19 protein-coding genes are annotated in these 20,595 nt (G+C 36.6%); 14 read left to right on the top strand and 5 right to left on the bottom strand.

The features are described 5' to 3' along the window. Positions 1-4: 4 nt before the first annotated feature. The 4 genes from C406_RS0107210 (at position 5) to rarD (ending at position 3,806) form a co-directional block, all read left to right on the top strand. Positions 5-1,138 carry a cysteine desulfurase family protein gene (locus tag C406_RS0107210; protein ID WP_017379937.1) on the top strand — a complete coding sequence of 378 codons (1,134 nt, stop codon included), beginning with the start codon at positions 5-7 and terminating at the stop codon, positions 1,136-1,138. A gap of 7 nt (positions 1,139-1,145) precedes the next feature. After that, the gene (gene thiI / locus C406_RS0107205) at positions 1,146-2,348 is read left to right on the top strand and encodes a tRNA uracil 4-sulfurtransferase ThiI (RefSeq protein WP_017379936.1); all 1,203 of its coding nucleotides are present in this window, start codon (positions 1,146-1,148) and stop codon (positions 2,346-2,348) included. A 90-nt stretch (positions 2,349-2,438) separates the two neighbouring features. After that, positions 2,439-2,642 (top strand): alpha/beta-type small acid-soluble spore protein, encoded by a 204-nt coding sequence (locus C406_RS0107200; RefSeq protein WP_017379935.1) that lies wholly within the window; start codon positions 2,439-2,441, stop codon positions 2,640-2,642. A gap of 249 nt (positions 2,643-2,891) precedes the next feature. After that, positions 2,892-3,806, top strand: a complete 915-nt coding sequence (rarD, locus tag C406_RS0107195; protein ID WP_017379934.1) for an EamA family transporter RarD — start codon at positions 2,892-2,894, stop codon at positions 3,804-3,806. Between the two features lie 68 nt (positions 3,807-3,874). Here rarD and C406_RS0107190 read toward each other — a convergent pair whose 3' ends face one another. Next, positions 3,875-4,675 (bottom strand): NAD kinase, encoded by an 801-nt coding sequence (locus tag C406_RS0107190; RefSeq protein WP_017379933.1) that lies wholly within the window; start codon positions 4,673-4,675, stop codon positions 3,875-3,877. 109 nt (positions 4,676-4,784) lie between these two features. Here C406_RS0107190 and sppA point away from each other — a divergent pair, with 109 nt between their 5' ends. The 5 genes from sppA (at position 4,785) to C406_RS0107165 (ending at position 9,262) form a co-directional block, all read left to right on the top strand. Next, a complete protein-coding gene (gene sppA, locus C406_RS0107185; RefSeq protein ID WP_017379932.1) occupies positions 4,785-5,798 on the top strand; it encodes a signal peptide peptidase SppA in 1,014 nt (337 codons plus the stop codon). A 13-nt stretch (positions 5,799-5,811) separates the two neighbouring features. Beyond that, the gene (locus C406_RS0107180) at positions 5,812-6,405 is read left to right on the top strand and encodes an RDD family protein (protein ID WP_017379931.1); all 594 of its coding nucleotides are present in this window, start codon (positions 5,812-5,814) and stop codon (positions 6,403-6,405) included. A 27-nt stretch (positions 6,406-6,432) separates the two neighbouring features. Continuing rightward, positions 6,433-6,939, top strand: a complete 507-nt coding sequence (gene tpx / locus C406_RS0107175; RefSeq protein WP_017379930.1) for a thiol peroxidase — start codon at positions 6,433-6,435, stop codon at positions 6,937-6,939. A gap of 115 nt (positions 6,940-7,054) precedes the next feature. Further along, positions 7,055-7,984 (top strand): class I SAM-dependent methyltransferase, encoded by a 930-nt coding sequence (locus C406_RS0107170; protein ID WP_017379929.1) that lies wholly within the window; start codon positions 7,055-7,057, stop codon positions 7,982-7,984. A 63-nt stretch (positions 7,985-8,047) separates the two neighbouring features. Next, on the top strand, positions 8,048-9,262 hold the full coding sequence (locus C406_RS0107165) for an acetate kinase (protein WP_017379928.1): 1,215 nt from the start codon (positions 8,048-8,050) through the stop codon (positions 9,260-9,262). A gap of 15 nt (positions 9,263-9,277) precedes the next feature. Here the strand turns inward: C406_RS0107165 and C406_RS0107160 are convergent, their stop codons facing one another. Then, positions 9,278-9,727, bottom strand: a complete 450-nt coding sequence (locus C406_RS0107160; protein ID WP_017379927.1) for a universal stress protein — start codon at positions 9,725-9,727, stop codon at positions 9,278-9,280. A 92-nt stretch (positions 9,728-9,819) separates the two neighbouring features. Next, a complete protein-coding gene (locus C406_RS0107155; RefSeq protein ID WP_017379926.1) occupies positions 9,820-11,124 on the bottom strand; it encodes a purine-cytosine permease family protein in 1,305 nt (434 codons plus the stop codon). A 173-nt stretch (positions 11,125-11,297) separates the two neighbouring features. Here C406_RS0107155 and ald point away from each other — a divergent pair, with 173 nt between their 5' ends. Further along, positions 11,298-12,416 (top strand): alanine dehydrogenase, encoded by a 1,119-nt coding sequence (gene ald, locus C406_RS0107150; protein WP_017379925.1) that lies wholly within the window; start codon positions 11,298-11,300, stop codon positions 12,414-12,416. A gap of 230 nt (positions 12,417-12,646) precedes the next feature. On the opposite strand, the gene C406_RS0107145 is transcribed toward ald, so the two are convergent. After that, complete coding sequence (locus C406_RS0107145; RefSeq protein ID WP_017379924.1) at positions 12,647-13,750, bottom strand: M24 family metallopeptidase; 1,104 nt, start codon at positions 13,748-13,750, stop codon at positions 12,647-12,649. Positions 13,751-13,856: 106 nt separating this feature from the next. Between C406_RS0107145 and C406_RS0107140 the strand changes: the two genes are divergently transcribed. Beyond that, positions 13,857-14,537, top strand: coding sequence for a metal-dependent hydrolase (locus tag C406_RS0107140; RefSeq protein ID WP_017379923.1), 681 nt, complete (start codon positions 13,857-13,859; stop codon positions 14,535-14,537). A 107-nt stretch (positions 14,538-14,644) separates the two neighbouring features. Then, on the top strand, positions 14,645-15,952 hold the full coding sequence (locus C406_RS0107135) for a DRTGG domain-containing protein (RefSeq protein WP_017379922.1): 1,308 nt from the start codon (positions 14,645-14,647) through the stop codon (positions 15,950-15,952). A gap of 44 nt (positions 15,953-15,996) precedes the next feature. Here C406_RS0107135 and C406_RS0107130 read toward each other — a convergent pair whose 3' ends face one another. Beyond that, positions 15,997-16,305: a YtpI family protein gene (locus C406_RS0107130; RefSeq protein WP_017379921.1), complete on the bottom strand. Its 309-nt coding sequence runs from the start codon at positions 16,303-16,305 to the stop codon at positions 15,997-15,999. Positions 16,306-16,399: 94 nt separating this feature from the next. Between C406_RS0107130 and C406_RS0107125 the strand changes: the two genes are divergently transcribed. Further along, the gene (locus C406_RS0107125; protein WP_017379920.1) at positions 16,400-17,335 is read left to right on the top strand and encodes a DHH family phosphoesterase; all 936 of its coding nucleotides are present in this window, start codon (positions 16,400-16,402) and stop codon (positions 17,333-17,335) included. 21 nt (positions 17,336-17,356) lie between these two features. Then, positions 17,357-20,446 (top strand): DNA polymerase III subunit alpha, encoded by a 3,090-nt coding sequence (gene dnaE, locus C406_RS0107120; RefSeq protein WP_017379919.1) that lies wholly within the window; start codon positions 17,357-17,359, stop codon positions 20,444-20,446. Positions 20,447-20,595 lie beyond the last annotated feature (149 nt).

The following is a 20,595-nucleotide window of genomic DNA, read 5'->3' as shown; positions in this document are numbered from 1 at the left end:
GCCCGTGAATTATTTTGATCATAGTGCTACAACAAAACCATATAAAGAAGTTATGGACACTTTCGTAAAAGTGAACCAAGAGTTTTATGCAAATCCTGCATCGTTACATGAATTAGGTGTAGATGCACAAACACTTTTATCACGTGCAAGAAAACAAATTGCAGATATGCTCAAAACAGATGCAACAAAAGTTATTTTCACATCAGGTGGAACAGAATCCAATCACTTTGCTATACATGGGCTTGCTAAAAATTTGCAAGGACGTGGCAAACATATTATCACATCAAACGTTGAACACCCATCCGTATTAGAATCAATGATTCAACTGGAGCATCAAGGTTTTGAGGTGGAAATTTTACCTGTGAATAATAAAGGGTTGATTTCAGTTGAGGAAGTAAAAGTAAGGTTGCGAAAAGATACGATTCTAGTCAGTATTATGCACATAAATAATGAGCTAGGCAGCATGCAACCTATTGAAAAATTAGCCACTGTAATTCATGACAATAGCCGTGCTGTATTTCATGTAGATGCCATTCAAAGTTATGGAAAATATCCAGTTACTTTTCCTATGCTCGGTGCCGATGTATTGACATTATCTAGTCATAAATTTAATGGCTTGAAAGGGTCAGGGATTGTTGCTTGGAAAGATAATGTACTATTTGAACCGGTAATTGTTGGAGGAGGACAAGAGTTTGGCTTGAGAAGTGGAACGGTACCTGTTGCGCAAGCTGTGGCGTTTTCAAAAGCCATGAGATTAGCTTTTGAAAATCAAGATGTGATGCTCACCAAATACGTTCAATGGAATCAGAAATTACGAAGCTCTATGGATAACTTTAAAGATGTTCGTATTTTATCTCCAGACGATGCGGCATCACATATTTTAACTATTAGTGTTCGCCATATAAAGGGTGAAGTACTTGTCAACGCACTACAAGCCAGGGGAATTATTGTATCGACTTCGAGTGCTTGTTCCTCTAAACAAACGAAAATTAGTCATGTAATAAAAGCAATTGGTTTATCAGATGACTTTACTAAAGGCGTAATTCGAATTAGTCTAGGTACAAGTAATACAAATCAACAAATTGAACATTTTATTGAACAATTTTCTATAATTATGAAACAACTAAAAGGAGAATAAATCAAACATGGAATGGAAAGAGATATTAATACGATATGGTGAATTATCTACAAAAGGAAGAAATAGAAATGCATTTACAGGTCGACTACGTGACAATATCCGCTACGCATTTGCTGATTTGCCGAAATTTAAAATTATTACGGAGCGAGATCGCATGTTTATTCGACCACATGAAAAAGAAACTATGGATAAAATAATTGAACGACTGCCTCGTATTTTTGGCATTCAGTCTTTTAGTCCAGTTGCATCTTGTAGTTTAGATCTAGAGGATATTAAACAGACAGCTACAAAAGTTATGGACTCTCTTGACCGAACTGATAAAACATTTAAAGTTAGCGTTAAGCGCTCATACAAGCCATTTGAAATGGAGACAAATGAACTTCAACAATATGTTGGTTCTCATGTGCTACGTTCATTCCCGGAAATTAAAGTTCAAATGAAGAAACCTGATATCGATTTACGTGTAGAAGTGAGAAAAGAAGGCGTATATATGTCGGCTGAAATCATTCCAGGCGCAGGAGGATTACCAATTGGGTCGAATGGGAAATCCATTCTAATGTTATCAGGAGGAATCGATAGTCCTGTTGCTGGGTATCAAATGTTAAAGCGTGGAGTTCGGTTAGATGCCATTCATTTTTACAGTCCTCCATTTACTAGTGAACTTTCAAAGGAAAAAGTAATGGATTTAGCAGAAAAATTAAGTCGATTTGGTGCATCCGTTAAACTGCACATCATTCCTTTTACTGCAATTCAACAAGAGATTCAAAAACAAATTCCTGATAATGTATCAATGACTACAACTCGGAGAATGATGTTAAAAATAGCGGATTTAGTTAGGGAAGAAACAAAAGCGTTGGCTATTATTACGGGTGAAAGTTTGGGACAAGTAGCAAGTCAAACATTAGAGAGCTTAACGGCAATTAATGCAGTAACGACTACGCCAGTGTTGCGACCACTTATTGCATTTGATAAACAAGACATTATTACAATTGCTGAGGAAATCGATACGTACGATGTATCCATTCGACCATATGAAGATTGCTGTACAATTTTCACGCCGGCAAGTCCAAAAACAAAACCGAAGCTTGAAAAAGTGGAGTTTTATGAAAGCTTTAAATCTTTCGATGATATGGTTACACAAGCAGTGAGCGACCGTGAAATAATGATGTTCCCTAAAAAGAAAGAAGATAAATTCTCGGATTTTTTATAACTAAAGTATTTCCATCAATTACTACTTCTTGTTCATGCATGAATTTGCCGAGCCGGCACATTCTATATTCAACAAGGAGGTGACACAGACATGGCAAATCAAAATTCTAATCAACTAGCTGTTCCAGGTGTAAAACAAGCTCTAGATCAAATGAAATACGAAATTGCACAAGAGTTCGGTGTACAGCTTGGACCAGATGCTACAGCGCGTGCTAACGGATCCGTTGGCGGAGAAATTACTAAGCGTTTAGTACAAATGGCAGAGCAACAATTAAACGGCGGGTACAAAAGCTAATTAATTTAATCTTCAATGAACCGGTAGCGAAAGCTGCCGGTTTTATTATTTGCCTTAAAACTAAGTTTAACCATGTAAAGAGGGACTTATGCTTTTTGGAAACATGTAAATATTGAGTATTGAAAAAGAGAAGTTAATTATTATCGTCTGTGTAAAAAGGTTTTTAAGAATAGTTTTTGTCATTTACTTTCCCTCTAAAGGGCTCTATAATGAATTGTATTTCGAGAGTCAAACTAATGAGGTGAAAACGTGTTAGAAAAGGAACGTCAAGGTGTCATTTGGGCTGTGGGTGCCTATTTAGCTTGGGGTATATTACCAATTTATTGGAAATCTATTGGCCATGTTCAAAGTGATGAGATATTAACAAGTCGTGTCCTATGGGCTTTTATATTCACATTGCTCATTGTAGTATTAATGAAAAAAACAAAACTTTTAGTAGTAGATATTCAAACATTATGGCAAAATAAGAAAGCTTTTTGGAGTATGTTTCTTGCTTCCACATTAATATCTGTCAACTGGTTCTTATTTATTTGGGCTGTGAATAATAATCATATGGTTAGTACGAGTTTAGGATATTACATTAATCCATTGATTTCCGTATTGCTTGGCATAATATTCTTAAAGGAACGTCTTACAACAGCACAAAAAGTAGCATTTGTGATAGCTACAATTGGAGTTATCATTTTAACTATTTCGTATGGTAGCTTCCCGTGGCTTTCATTTGCACTTGCAATTAGCTTTGCTTTATACGGTTTAATGAAAAAAATAATTCCGTTAGATGCTCTTCGTGGATTAACGATTGAAACACTATTTATAGTACCATTTGCGTTAATGTACTATATGTATTTATTTATATCAGACCGCGCAGTATTTTTTCATGATACGATCCAAACAGATTTTTTATTAGCTTTAACAGGAGTAGCAACTGCAGTTCCACTAGTCCTTTTTGCAAAAGGAGCACAACGAATTCCGTTATATATGATTGGATTTTTACAATATATTGCACCAACATCTATGTTATTTTTAGGTGTCATCATTTATGGGGAAACTTTTACAATGATTGATTTTTTATCATTTTCATTAATTTGGCTTGCTCTAATTTTATTCACAGTTTCTAAAGTAATGGAAGCTAGATTAAGAAAACTCGAATTAGCGAAACTATAAAAAATACAAGTGCTAATATGAGTTTTCAACTTAGAGTCTAGCTAGACTGGGCTTATCCGCTTTTCGTGTCATAAATAAGTTCGTTTTACTTTTTCCCAAAATGAATTATTTTTTAGTTTGACTGTTTTTACAAGTCGGTCACTTAATGTTATATTAACGGACTCTACATGCTTAATGCTTAACGATTCATTGTCCATCGCCATTGTTGGAAAATCATTTCCATCTTGCTTTAAGCGTAAGGTTAATTGACGTTGACCACTTAAGATGAAAGACGACCCAAGTGATCGATACTTGTTGCTGTTAACTGATGCGAGTTCAGATACTTGAAAACAAGGAAGTAGTGGATCAACAACCGCCCCATTGACAGATTTATTGTAAGCCGTACTTCCAGTAGGTGTAGAAATAATCATGCCATCGCCACGGAAGGTTTCAAAATGCAAATTATCAATTACTACATCGAGGACAAATGTTTTAATGATATTTGAACGAATACTAAATTCATTTAAACAATAAAAAGGTGGATTGTTATCAACAATAACTTGTAAAATAGGGTAGCGACGTATTTCAATTTCCGAACGAAGAACTGCTTGAATCATCGTTTCCATCTCATGGAAATGGAAATCACAATACATACTTAGCGTGCCTGTGGTAGAAATACCTGCATATAAACAGTCTTGACGAAAACCGGTTTTTCGAACTGCTTGAAGGAATGCCCCGTCTCCGCCAAGACTAATAATAATGTTTGAATTTTGGGCATCGTCAACAGCAGTAAATCCATATTTCGAGAACATTTCTGTTAGAATCATTTTTTTTTGCAAAGATTTTTCATCATGTTTCGTATAAATATAAATATGTGTACGTTCGGACAATACCGTCACGTCCTTTCCATGAATACTTGTCGTTATTTTACCATGCTTTGAAACATTTCGGCATTGATTTCGTATTACGTTGAGAGTAGAAAAAAGGAGGAACATTTGAATGAATGCAAAACGTTGGATTGCTTTAGGGGCAGCAACACTATTATTCGGTATGTCTATCATCATCAATATTGCATCTTTTGCGTTTAGCAATGATTGGACATCAAATTTTGAAAAGATGTTATCTTTACCAGAAAGCGGCTATGCAGAAACGGTATTAGAAGCGGGAGATTCGTCACAACGCATTGCTGTTTTAGCAGTCGATGGAGTGATTCAAAATACTGACGGAGCTACTTCATTATTTGGAGCAGTAGGGTACAATCACCAGTTCTTTATGGATCAATTAGAAATGATTAAAGTCGATGATTCAATAAAAGCAGTGGTATTGCAAGTCAATTCACCTGGTGGTGGTGTTGTAGAATCAGCACAAATTTATAATAAAATTAAAGAAGTTCAAGAAGAAGTCGGTGTTCCTTTTTATGTATCAATGGGTAGTATGGCTGCTTCTGGTGGATATTATATTGCGGCTCCTGCAGAAAAAATCTTCCTGAATAAAGAAACACTAACAGGTTCAATTGGCGTTATTATGGAGAGCGTTAACTATGGCAAACTTGCTGAAAAGTATGGCGTGGATTTCGTTACCATAAAAACAGGCCCATATAAAGATATTATGAGCCCAACTCGTGATATGACTAAAGATGAACGTGCGATGTTACAAGAAATGATTGATGAATCTTATGAATCATTCGTGGATATTATTGAAGAAGGTCGTGGCATGACGGAGTCTGAGGTAAAAGCAGTGGCAGATGGTCGTATTATGAATGGACGTCAAGCGATTGAAGCAGGACTTGCTGACGAATATGGATATCTAGAAGATGTTATTACTGCTGTTCGAGAAGATTTTGATTTAGCAGATGCAGAAGTTATGGAATATGATTACACTCAAAACCTCTCGAGTCTATTTTCAATGAAAACACAATCATTATTTGGAGGAGACGTAGAATCTCAATTGATTGGACGTTTACTTTCGGATTATAATGCACCGCGTATGATGTACTTATACGGTGAAAAGTGAGGAGGAACCGTAGATGACTGATCAACATAAGCCTTTTGAACTCGAAACATCTGTAGAAAAAGATAATCAAACTGTATCTCAAAACCCAGCTTATACTGTTGAAAGGAAAGAACAGTTTATACACAAGCCAGCAGGATTTTGGGTTCGTTTCTGGGCGTATTTAATTGATTTACTTGTCATTTCATCCATTTCTTCCATCGTGATTTACCCATTATTTCGTATTTTTGGATGGGATGTACAAGGGACGACATGGTATGCACCAATTGGCTTTTTAACAGGAATTATTTTTTATGCGTATTTTGTAGGTATGACAAAGTACTTTTACCAAACCGTTGGTAAAATGATTTTTGGGTTACGTGTAGTTCCCCTAAAAGGCGACTCACTATCATTTATCTCTATATTATTTCGTGAGTGGATTGGTCGGTTTTTCTCTGCAACGATTTTACCATTATATTGGATTGTCGGATTTACTCCTAAAAAACAAGGACTACATGACTTTATAGCGGATACGATGGTTATCCATGAACAAGCTTATGAAAAAAAGGTCGAAACAACATATCAACCTGCTTCTGAAGCAAGTCAGTTGCATCAGCCGAAAGCATTTTAGTAGAATAGAGAAAAGGGAGGCGTTATCTTGGTACAAGTAAAATTTAAGCAAAATCCGATTACATTAATAGGTAAAGAAGTAAAAGTAGGTGACTCAGCTCCAAATTTCACAGTATTAGCTAACGATCTTAGTCCGGTTACATTACAAGATTCAAAAGGGAAAACGAGATTATTTAGTGTAGTTCCTTCGTTAGACACTGGTACTTGTGACGCTCAAACGCGTAAATTCAATGAAAGTGCTGCTGAACTTGGGGATGATGTTGTCATCTTAACAGTTTCAAATGATTTACCTTTCGCACAAAAACGTTGGTGTGCAGCTGCAGGAATAGATGCAGTACAAACATTATCGGATCACCGAGATTTATCATTTGGTGAAGCATATGGAGTAGCAATTAAAGAATTGCGATTGCTTGCTCGTGCCGTTTTTGTAGTTGATAGTAATGACAAGGTTACATATGTTGAGTATGTTTCTGAAGCAACAGAGCACCCAGACTATGAAAAAGCAATTGAAGCTGTAAAAGCAGCACAGAAATAAGTGTTACAGAAACCCACTCGAATTTTTGAGTGGGTTTCCCATTTGCACAGATCTAAAAGTAAAGAAAACTTTCACCGTTATTTATATAAGTTATGTCTTTTTAAAGGGGAACTATATGAACAGTTCAATGGAACAACTTTTCACATTTATAGATGAGCATGCAAAAAAATTGCAAACTGCAGAAGATATAACGTATATCGAAGGTGTATTGGAAACGACTGAAATGTGGTTGGATGGCGAAATTGAACCGGACATCCAAAATGTATTAAAAGAGGATATTCGAAAAGCAATTCAACTTACCATTTTAAAAGGTATGAAACAACATGTCCAAGCACATCATCAAATGACACCTGATTCACTGGGTTTACTAGTGGGATATTTCGTTGACCAATTAACGAAAGACAAACAACATCTGTCTATACTAGATCCTGCCGTAGGGACAGGTAACTTATTGTTCACTGTACTAAACTTTCTAGAGGGTAAAGCAACGTCTTCAGCTGTCGAAATTGATGATATGCTCATACGACTGGCCGCATCTACCGGTGATTTATTACAACAGCCGGTGACTCTTTATAGACAAGATGCATTACAACCATTACTAATAGATCCTGTTGATATTGTCATTAGCGATTTGCCAGTTGGCCATTATCCGGATGATAAAACAGCTTCTGATTATGAGCTGAAAGCGAAAGAAGGCATGTCGTTCTCTCACCATTTAATGATTGAGCAATCGATACGTCACACGGTTGACGGTGGATATTTAGTATTCATAGTCCCACAAGGAATCTTTGAATCTCAGCAAGCAAAAGAATTACATGCCTACTTTTCTAATCATGCATGGATTCAAGCTGTCATTCAATTGCCTGTGAACTTGTTTAAAAATGAAGCACATGCGAAAAGTATATTGATACTTCAAAAGAAATCAATTGAACTTAAACAACCCAAACAAGTGTTACTGGCAAAAGTCCCGAATATGTCAAACAAGGAAGCCATGTCTTTATTCTTTGAAAAAGTAAATATATGGCGTCAAGAAAATATGATTTAAAAGTTGTTCGCCTCTTTTTTCACCTGTACAATAACTGTATAGATGGAGAAAGGGCGTTTTTTTATGGTCAATATATTGGCAGTCAATGCAGGGAGTTCTTCGCTGAAATTTCAATTGTTGCGAATGCCCGAAGAGCATGTTGTTGCAAAAGGATTAATCGAACGTATTGGGTTAAAAGAACCCATCTTTTCTATGACAACAAACGGGAGAAAATTAAAACTAATTGAAAAAATACCGAATCACCAAGAAGCTGTGCAATTACTTCTTCACTATCTGGTTGATCAAAGAGCAGTAAACTCTCTAAATGAAATAGATGGCATAGGTCATCGGCTAGTTCACGGAGGTGAACAATATAGCGATTCTGTGTTAATTGATGACGAGGCAATTAAAGTGTTTGAACAACTATCAGATTTAGCACCACTTCATAATCCTGCAAACATCACTGGAATTAAGGAATTTAATAAAGTATTACCAACAGTGCCTGCGGTAGCTGTCTTTGATACGGCATTTCATCAGACAATGCCTGAAAGTTCCTATTTGTACTCAATTCCCTATGATTACTACAAAAAATATGGTATTAGAAAATACGGCTTTCACGGCACTTCTCACAAGTATGTATCTGAACGTGCTGCGCAAATGTTGAATCGGCCATTAGAATCGATTCGATTAATCTCGTGTCACCTTGGAAATGGTGCTAGCATAGCCGCTATTGATGGGGGCCGATCAATTGATACATCGATGGGGTTCACCCCTTTAGCTGGCGTCACGATGGGTACACGTTCCGGTAACTTAGATCCGGCGCTGATTCCATTTTTAATGGAAAAGACCGATAAAAGTGCAGAAGAAGTATTAGATATTTTGAATAAAAAATCCGGCATGTTAGGTGTTTCTGGATTTTCAAGTGATTTGCGAGATATTGAAGTGGAAGCATTAAAAGGAAATTCAAGAGCGCAACTTGCCCTCGATGTTTTTGCTAATCGAATTCACAAGTATATCGGGTCTTACGCAGCACGCATGAACGGAGTCGATGCCATTATTTTCACGGCTGGTATAGGAGAGAACAGCGATGTGATTCGTTCAAAGGTACTAGCTGGTCTTCAGTTTATGGGTATCTACATGGATCCAGACTTAAATAAAATTCGTGGTAAAGAAGCGTTTATCAGCTTTCCTTACTCGCCAGTAAAAGTGTTGGTCATTCCAACGAATGAAGAAGTGATGATAGCAAGAGATACGGTGCGATTAGCTATTATAAATAAAAAAATCCCAAAGGCTTTGTGAAGCCTTTGGGATTTTTTAGTTAATTTCGTCTGTACGAACAACTAGCACGTCACATTTTGCAGCGCGAACGATATGTCCAGATACACTACCAATAAGGAAGCGTTCAACAGTACTTAAACCAGTAGCACCACAAATGATAAGATCTGCTTCTACTTTTTTTGCAACGTCTCTAGCAATCATTGTTTTAGGAGAACCGTAATCAACGATTACATTTACTTTACTTACCCCAGCAGCTTCGGCTTGTTTCTTATAGTCGCCGAGTAATTCTTCAGCAAAAGAAAGTGCGCGATCTGCAATAGAGCGATCATATGCTTCAATCGCTGCAAATGACCGTGTATCAATTACGTTTGCAAGATTTAAAGTGGCATTATTACGTCGTGCAATATCAATTGATTTTTTGAAAGCCCATTCTGCTTCTTTAGAACCGTCAACAGCTACTAAAATATGATTGTATGATAATGTCATAATATTTCCTCCTTAAGATGTTTCTAGTATATATACTTCTATAAATGTGCTGTTATTCCTGCAAATATCTAAAAATTTTTAATAATATTCGTCTAATTTGTGACTATCATCTTTTTTAATAGAAGGTAAGTAATCGAACTGGAAATAAAGATCAACATGCCTGGTGAAAACTCTTTAGGGATGAGCAAGTAGGAAATGCTCATGATTGTAAAAGTAAGGACGGCCGGAATGTTAAGTTTATAAGATCCACTGACGACTTTGACGAGCTGTTCATCTGAAATTAAACCTTTTTTAACCCATAAATAATCCACTACAATAATTGCTGATAAAGGAATAATTCCCGCCCCTAAAAACGAAATAATTGATGCAGCTTCTTTAGCTAGGCTAGGGAAACAACTTAATACCACCCCGACAAGTCCAAATAATAGTGCACTTTTAATTCTTCCAAGAGTGGGCCAAGTATTAAGTAAACTAAAACTACCAGTATAAGCATTGCCTATATTAATAGAAATCATGGCAAGTAACCCACTTAACGTAATGAAAAGACCAACGAATGGACTCATTGCTTGTTCGCTAAGAACAACAAATGGATTTGTTGATTGATAATAAGCTGCCACTAGAGTTCCAATAAGGGCAGTCATGAAATAGCCTGCAGAATTTCCAAGGAACATACCCGCAAATCCTTGACGTGCAGATTTTGCGTAACGAGTCATATCACTTGAAGCACTAACGCCCGAGATAAATTGCACAAAGGCTAAACTCATATAAAAGAAAAATATCCCCCAGTGTATCGATGTTTCAGAAGATGAACTTGTGGTTACTTTAAGTTCCGAGACGATAATAAAGAGCATAAGACCTTGGCCAATAATTAATATCGGCAAAAATACGCGAGTCACTTTTTTTACAGCATCATATCCAACGAGTGCTAAGTAAGCCATTAAACTGGCAGTTAAAATAGCTAACAGTGCAAAAGGGACTCGGATATTAAAATAATTTGAAATAACTGATTGGAGAATATATGTACCGCCAATTGTTTGTACACTGAACCAATATAATGAAGTTAAAACACGAATGGGTGATGCGACTTTTGTTGCTAGCCAAGATCCGACAAAAGCACGAAGGATATATTGACCAGGGAGACCGTAAAGTGCACCTGGTATAGATAAAGCAGATACACATAAAAATGCCAAAATAGCGCCAATCCAAACAGCTGAAAAAGCAGCTAGCCAGGGAAGATTTCCTTGTGTAACAGCTAATGCTGGAACTAAAAAGTTTCCGGCATTTACAGAAAAAGCAAATGCAATAATTGCATACTCTTTCCATGTTGACATTTTAAGGGATGAAGGGACTGGCTCAAGTCCATATTGTTCGAAATTCCTCTTACTGAGTCGTGTCATTTTTCTGGTACACCTACCTTTTAATCATCAAAATGATCTATTATTAAAGTTTTACAATATTTTTTTAGCCATTTTCAGTTATATCTGATAGACTGGATTTGCTTTCAATAATTGTGAAAATGTCGATGCATGGCTTATTTACAATTTAACTATACACAGAGGAGGATTTATTAATGAAAATTGGAGTCCCAACAGAAATAAAAAACAATGAAAACCGCGTAGCAATGACGCCAGCGGGTGTCGTCAACTTATCAGTTTTCGGACATGAAGTATTTATTGAAACTGGAGCAGGACTTGGTTCAGGCTTCACGGATAAAGCATACAAAACTGCAGGTGCAAAAATTGTTGCAACAGCTACAGAAGCATGGGCGCAGGATATGGTTATGAAAGTAAAAGAACCAATTGCATCTGAATATGGTTATTTTCATGAAGGTCTAATTTTGTTTACATATCTACATTTAGCTCCAGAACCAGAATTAACAAAAGCATTAGTGGATAACAAAGTCGTTGGAATTGCATATGAAACCGTCCAACTTCCAAATAATTCATTGCCATTGTTAACTCCTATGAGTGAAGTAGCTGGACGTATGTCTACTCAAATTGGTGCACAATTCTTAGAAAAAATCCACGGAGGAATGGGAATTTTACTAGGTGGTGTACCTGGAGTTTCTCGTGGTAAAGTAACAATTATTGGCGGTGGTATCGCTGGTACAAACGCTGCACGTGTTGCAGTAGGCATGGGAGCAGAAGTTACTATCATTGATTTAAGTCCAGATCGTCTTCGTCAACTAGAAGAATTATTTGGTCGCGATGTGCAAACATTAATTTCAAATCCATTTAACATTTCAGAATCAGTTAAAAACTCTGATCTTGTTATTGGCGCTGTATTAATTCCAGGAGCAAAAGCACCTAAAATTGTTACAGAAGAAATGATCAAATCGATGAGACCTGGATCAGTTATTGTCGATATTGCAATTGACCAAGGAGGAATTTTCGAAAGTTCAGATCGAATTACTACTCATGATAATCCAACTTACGAAAAATTCGGTGTTGTTCATTACGCAGTAGCAAACATGCCTGGTGCAGTTCCACGTACATCAACAATGGCATTAACAAATGTAACAGTTCCTTATGCAGTGCAAATTGCAAACAAGGGATATGCACAAGCTTGTTTAGATAACGGAGCCCTTTTAAAAGGACTTAACACACTAGATGGTCATGTTACGTATCAAGCAGTATCAGATGCGCAAGGTCTTCCGTACGTTGCTGCTGAAGAACTTTTAGTTCAATAATAAAATCACTCTAAGCATCTTCACATCATTTACAATATGGTGAGTGGATGCTTTTTTTTACGGAATTTATGTACAAAATCAAAGTGACGATTCTTCTAGTTTAATCGATTAAATGTTGCTTAAGATAACTCTATTCTGCATAGATAAAAAGTGCCAGACACTATTTTCCAGTGAGACATCTTATGTCCTGCTGAACCTATGGGTGCCTGGCACTTTTTTATATAAAGAAACTATTTTCCAGTTGGAATGATAACTAACTCTTTTGGATACTTAGTTAATATTTCAACGCCATCTTTTGTTACAACAAGGTCGTCTTCAATACGAACACCGGTAATACTTGGATCATAAATTCCAGGTTCAATCGTGAACACCATGCCTTCAGTTAATTCCATATCATTAATACCTGTTATTGAAGGGAACTCATGAACAGAAATACCAAGACCATGACCTAAGCGATGCGTAAAGAATTCACCGTATCCAGCTTTTGTAATAACGTCACGTGCAATTTTATCTAAATCCATCGCGCGTACACCCGGTTTTACGGCATTCACTGCATCTTGTTCTGCTTTTCTTACCGTTTCATACACTTCTCTTTGAGAATCAGTCGGTTCTCCAAAAGATACAGTACGCGTAATATCAGAACAATATCCTTTATAAATAACCCCTAAATCAAATAATACGAAATCGCCTTTTTGGATTTTGCGGTCACCTGGTTTGCCATGAGGTGATGCTGTTTTTGGACCACTCAGAACCATCGTATCAAAAGACATATGAGAAATTCCTTTTTTCTTTAGAGCAAGCTCAATAGCTGTTAAAATTTCGAGTTCGGTCTTTCCTTCAGCAATTTCATTTACTCCAACTTTAATTGCATAGTCTGCATATTTTGCTGCCTGACGAAGAATCTCTAACTCATTTTCATCTTTTATCACACGCATTGAGTTTAAATGATCGTCTAATCGTGCAAATGAAGCATGTGGGAACAATTCCTGCAGAGCTTCTAAGCGTTCAACTGTCATATGTGATTTTTCTAATGCAAGATTAGATATGACAATGCCTTTTCCAATTATCGCGTCTTTTAATAATTTCCAAGGATGATCGGTGTCTTGGTGACCTACGACATCAAATGCCCATCCAGCTGCCTTTGCATCAGGTACTTCCATGTTAGGGCAAATCATTAGGGGCTCTGCGTCTTGAAACACAACAACACCCAGTAAACGTTCATGAGGATTGCTACGAAATCCAGATACATAAAAGACGTTATCGGGATTTGTAATAAATGCAGCGTCTAAATTGTGTTGTGTTAAATATGATGAAATTTGTTTGATTTTGTTCATAAAAGCACTCCTTTTCTAACTTTCTCCACTTTAGCATATCAAAAAACAGGAGTTTAAACATTCATATAGAATTAAAACTAGTAGCAAGTAAAGGAGGTTCAAGAAAATGTATGTCTCTTTTCACGGACATTCGATTGTCAAAATAAAAACTGGTGATTATACCATATTAATCGACCCATTCATTACAGGAAACGACTTAACAGATTTAGTTGCTAACGAAGAGAAGCCAGATGTTATTTTATTAACACACGGTCATAATGATCATGTAGGGGATACGGTACCAATTGCAAAAGCAAGTGGTGCACTCGTTGTAGCGCCAACTGAACTTGCAACCTACTTAGCTTGGCAAGGTGTGAAAACACATGCGATGCATATAGGTGGAGCTAGAGAATTTGAGTTTGGAAAAGTGAAATTAACACAAGCGTTTCACGGTTCTTCTTTTGTAACAGAAGACAATGAAATTATCTATACTGGAATGCCAGCAGGTATACTATTTACTGCAGAAGGTAAAACTATTTACCATGCTGGTGATACATCATTGTTTGGAGATATGAAGTTAATCGGTGAACGTCATCCAATCGATTTAGCATTTCTCCCAATTGGAGATAACTTTACGATGGGAATTGAAGACGCAGCTTACGCAGTGGAGTTATTAAATCCTAAAGCAGTTGTACCGATTCACTATGATACGTTTCCACCAATTAAACAAAACCCTTTGAATTTTAAGAATCTAGTTCAAGGAGTGAAAGTTCACGTTCTAAGCGCAGGTGAAGGAGTAGAAGTATAAATACTAATGCACGGAAAGTCACTGACTTTCCGTGCATTTTAGAGTAATAAAAAATGCGGTTTGTGATACACTAAGAATAGAACGATTGTTGAGAAATAGGTGATTAAGTGGCTACAAAACACGAGATAATATTACAATATATTGAGTCCTTACCAGTTGGAGATAAAATATCTGTAAGACGAATAGCAAAAGAGCTTGAAGTAAGTGAAGGAACAGCATACCGAGCAATTAAAGAGGCAGAAAATCAGCGTTATGTAAGCACAATTGAGCGTGTTGGAACCATTCGAATTGAAAAGAAAAAGAAAGAAAATATCGATCGTTTAACCTTTGCAGAAGTTGTAAATATTGTGGATGGTCAAGTTTTGGGTGGGAAAAGCGGTTTACATAAAACATTAACTAAATTTGTAATTGGAGCAATGCAATTAGAAGATATGATGCGTTATACTGATGCAGGTAGTTTATTAATCGTTGGAAATCGAACGAAAGCTCATTTTACAGCACTTAAAGCTGGAGCAGCCGTATTGATAACTGGTGGATTTGAAGCGTCAGAATCTTCGAAAAAAGTGGCAGATGAATTGGATCTTCCAATAATTTCGACAAGTTATGACACATTCACGGTTGCAACTATGATTAACCGTGCGATTTATGATCAGTTAATTAAGAAAGAAATCTTGTTCATCGAGGATATTTATGTACCATATCAAGAAACCGATTTTTTACGTGTAAATGATGAAGTAAAAGCGTATCACGAAAAGAACGTACAGACGAAACATGCTGGATTTCCTGTTATAGATGCGCACCAAAAAATCGTGGGAATTGTGACGGCAAGAGATGTCATTGGAAAAGACTATAGGGAGTCTATTGAAAAAGTCATGACAAAAAATCCAATTACAGTCACGATGAAAACGAGTGTAGCAACTGCAGGACACCGGATGATTTGGGAAGGAATCGATTTAATGCCAGTAATCAATGATTACGGTATTTTAGAAGGTGTAATTAGCCGTCAAGATGTACTAAAAGCATTACAATTAGCACAAAGGCAACCTCAACAAGGTGAAACGATTGATGATATTGTTAAAAGTCAGATGAAAGTTTTGCAAGAAGATGATGTTGCGGTAGAATTCACAGTTACCCCTCAAATGACCAATCAATTTGGTGCAATTTCATATGGAGCATTTACCACACTTTTGGCTGAAGTTGGCAATTACGTGTTGAAAATTCGAAAACGCGGAGATAGTGTGGCTGAAAACATGACCATCTACTTTATTAAACCTGTTCAGATGGATAGTGTTTTGACAGTGCGACCAAATATTCTAGACATGAGCCGAAAGTTCGTGAAAATGGAATTTGATGTGTTTGTTGGAAACACTTTAGTTGGGAAAGCAATGATGATGTTCCAATTGTTAGAACGATAAGAAAAGAAGAGCAGACATTATAAAAAAAGTGATGCTATTTAGCATCACTTTTTGTTCAGATGAAATTCTTCTTCTACAAATTGGCCATAATGCTTTGCCACACGGTAATAATAAACCATGGTTAAAAAGCCAATAATAATAAACAAGCCCGAAATGACATAAGTTAATGTCGTGGGGAACAAAGATAGTTGATTTAGACCGAAGAAAAATAACAAACTACCGAGAGCAACTAAGCTACGATTCGCATACCATTTCTTAGCGATGGGTAGGTTATTACGAAATTGTTTTGTTTTAAAATAAAAATAAAACACAAATGAAATGATAATTAAAGAGACAAGTACTACATTTATCATCGTAAACCTCCTGTTAATAAATGAAACTGTTATTATTGTATCGACATTATTACTTAAATGCGAATGGTATTCACGAAAGGTAGGAGGAAAAGTCATGAAGCGTCAAATCATTGACACAATATCTGCATACGAAACAATTATTATTCATCGACATGTTCGCCCAGATCCTGATGCATACGGGTCTTCATTTGGCTTAAAAGAAATTTTGAAGAAAACTTATCCCGAAAAAAAAATATATGTAGTGGGGGAGCATGAGGAAACGTTAACGTTTCTAACTAAACCCGACATCTTGCGAGATGACCAATTTGAAGGTGCGCTTATTATCGTCACGGATACAGCTAATACTGAGCGTATAGATGATCAGCGTTATACATCTGGTGCTTTCTTAATAAAGATTGATCATCATCCCAATGATGATGCTTATGGAGATTTATTTTGGGTGAATACTCAGGCTAGTTCTGTGAGTGAAATGATTTATGAACTATACGAAGAAGGAAAAGGAATAGCAAACTGGCAAATGTGTGATGCAGCTGCGCGTCTCTTATTCGCAGGAATTGTAGGAGATACTGGTAGATTTATGTTCCAAAGTACTAGTCAAAAAACATTTGATACGGCAGGAGATTTGATTAAATATAACTTCGATCGGACGGAATTGTTTAATGGCATGTATGAAGTGGACCGTAATTTATTACATTTACAAGGACATATCTATCAACATTTCATAATGGATGAAAATGGAGCAGCTTATATTAAATTGCCAGTCGAAACATTGAAAGACTTTGGAGTAACAGCAAGTGAAACATCTCTCTTAGTAGGCTCCCTTGGCAATGTGAAAGGAATAAAAGCTTGGATTATGTTTATTGAAGAAGAGGATCAAATACGCGTTCGACTTCGCTCTAAAGGTCCCGTAATTAATGAATTGGCTAAGCAGTATGGTGGGGGTGGACACGCACTGGCTTCAGGAGCTTCCGTCTATTCGTGGAATGAAGTGGATGAAGTTATAGCTAAGTTAATAAAAATATGCAAGTGAGTTGAAGGGGGAGGAGGAACAATGTTACCGGTTTATCCACAAGTAGGTACATCAGCTGATTTACTTAATAGTACGATTCGTCTGGAAAAATTGATTCCATTCCTTCAACAACAACAAGCGACATCAGTAGCCATTACAAATAAGCGTTTATATGGTATTTTGCCATTTTACCTTGCTGTAAAAAAGGCCGGACTTCATCCAGTGATTGGATTATCGTGCAGTATAGAATTAACTGATGAAACAATAGTAGAAGTTCAAATTTATGCAAAATCAAATTTTGGCTATCAAAACCTATTGAAAATCAGTAGTGCACTAGAAACGAAAGCGCTTACGGCTCTGCCTATTAAATGGTTACAAGCATATAAAAAAGATTGCTTTGTCGTCGTCACAATGTCAAAACTTGAGTTATTGGAATTGGATGCAGTGGAAACAATATTAGCTGAATTAAAGACATGTTTGAGTTCTTCTCATCTTTTAGGTGGAATTGAAAGACCTGGTGGAGCTATTGCTAGTAATGAAAATGAATTGATTGAACTGTGTGAGAAAAAACAAATTCAACTAATGGCAACTCATCAATCCAATTACATATCTTCTAAAGATGCATTTGCATATGAAGTGGCTCAAGCAATTGCTAGTGGTACTAAACTTAATGATGCACATCGCCAGAAACCTAACCACGAACATTTTTATTTGCCGACAGGTCAACAATGGAGTGAATGGTTCTCAGACAATCCCGAATGGCTTCAAACCACTGAGTTCATTTTGCAGAGTTGCCATGTTGAACTTGTTACAAACCAACTACATATGCCAACATTTCCTGTTCCAGAAAATGTTCAAACTAAAGATGTATTACGTGAAAAATGCAACTCTGGTCTTGAAGAGAGATTAGAAGATTTTAATGAGCTTTACAAGGATAGACTTGAAATGGAACTTAAAGTAATTAATCAAATGGGTTACGTAGATTATTTTTTGATTGTGGCAGACTTTATGGAATATGCTAAAAATAATCAAATATTAACTGGACCAGGTCGTGGTTCTTCAGCAAGTTCTCTCGTCGCATATTCCTTATATATTACACATGTAGACCCACTCGAATATGGATTATTATTCGAACGTTTCTTAAATCCACAACGAATTTCTATGCCTGATATAGATATCGATTTTGCCGATCATCGCCGCCAAGAGGTCATTCAATACGTGGCCAAGAAATACGGTAACACCCATGTTGCCCAGATTGTCACTTTCGGTACATTGTCTGCAAAAGCAGCAGCGAGAGATGTGGCACGCGTTTTCGGATTTGATAGTACTGTACTTGAAATGATTTCAAAACAATTGTCTAATAAACCTGGCATTTCCTTTGAAGAAGCTGTAAATAGCTCTGAGAATTTGAAGAAATGGATTGAAGTAGATCCTACACATCAAAAATGGTATGACATTGTTAAAGAGCTTGAGGGCTTGCCGAGAAATTCGTCAACACATGCAGCAGGTGTTGTCTTATCACCAGTTCCATTAGTCGAACTTTTACCGATTGAAGATGGACAAGATGGCATTTATTTAACACAGTGGCCGATGAAAGAGGTTGAACAAAGCGGCTTACTGAAAATGGACTTTCTAGGATTACGTAACTTAACGATTCTCGAAAGAATTCGTACCATGATTTGGTTCGATCAGAAAAAATGGGTAGACTTCGAGAAAATCCCACTCAATCATGATGAGACATTTAGACTTTTTCAACAAGGAGACACAACAGGGGTATTCCAATTAGAATCAGACGGTATGAGACAAGCGTTGCGTGATATTAAACCAACGCATTTCCTTGATATTGTGGCAGTTAATGCCTTGTATAGGCCAGGTCCGATGGATAATATCCCGACCTATAAACGCCGAAAACATAATGAAGAAAAAACGCTATACGTACATCCCATGCTTGAACCCATATTAAAAGAAACATTCGGCGTTATTGTCTATCAAGAACAAATTATGCAAATCTCATCGAAAATGGCTGGTTTTTCTTTCGGTGAATCGGATATTTTAAGAAGAGCTGTAAGTAAGAAGAATAGACAAGTGTTAGATGAACAACGACAATACTTTGTGGAAAGTGCACAACGCAATCATTTCACAAAGCAGGAAGCAACTGAAGTATACGATTTAATCGTTCGTTTTGCGGATTACGGATTCCCTAAAAGTCATGCAGTTGCATATAGCTTAATTTCCTATCAAATGGCTTACTTGAAGGTAAAGTATCCTGCTTACTTCTATGCTTCGTTATTGACTGCTGCAATGGGTAACCAAGAAAAAATTATGCGTTTGATTCAAGAAGTGAAAAAATACAATATTAAGCTCTTACCTCCTTCAATACATAAAAGCGGCTTAACATTTCGAGTAGAAAACGGGGCGGTTCGGTTTGGTTTATCAGCTGTAAAAGGGGTTTCTACCGTCTTTTTAAGAGGGTTAATTGAAAATCGCAAACAGCAACAGCCACCATGGCAAGATATTTTTGAGTTAGCAGCAAGTTTATCTGCAGAACAATTTACTAGAAAGCAGGTTGAACCTCTAATAAAAGCTGGTGCCCTCGACGACTTTGGACAAAATCGCGCAACTTTACTGTCGACCCTTGATGCAGCTGTTAAATATGCAGAACTCGTCAGGCCAAATATCGAACAGGATTTATTTGATGGAGATGTTATTTCTTTTGGTAAGCCGAAGTATGTGAGAAACGCAGAAATACCTGAAATGATAAAACTTCAATTTGAACGTGAAACATTAGGATTGTATATGTCCAATCACCCTGTGGAGCGCTTGAAAAAGGAATTGCAACTTCAAGTTATGTCTATTCAAGAAATTAAATATGAAGGCAAAGGTCGTGCAGTATCCATAATCGGAATGATTGAAGATATACGTAGAATTCGCACAAAAAAAGGTGAAGCGATGGCATTCGTTACGGTTCAAGATGAAACTTCGGATATTTCATGTACCTTATTTCCAAAAGATTATAGCCAACACAATCTTCTTATTAAAGAACAAAATGTAATTAAAATAGAAGGTACTGTTGAATGGAGACAAGGTAATCCTCAAATCATTGTCAAAAATATGCGAGCATTGTCGAATTGAAAACCCTGCAGATTTTTTGTAGGGTTTTCTTGTATTAAAATAAGGATCTATTGATTTTTGTATATCACTCTAAAAAAAGCCACAGCCTTACACCATAGGTAATCCAGTGTGTCTTTCTGAATTTTTATTTGCATCGCAAGCAATTTTTT

The sequence above is a fragment of the Paenisporosarcina sp. TG-14 genome (assembly GCF_000297555.1).
GTDB lineage: Bacteria > Bacillota > Bacilli > Bacillales_A > Planococcaceae > Paenisporosarcina > Paenisporosarcina antarctica.
This window is presented reverse-complemented; position numbering and strand designations above follow the sequence as displayed.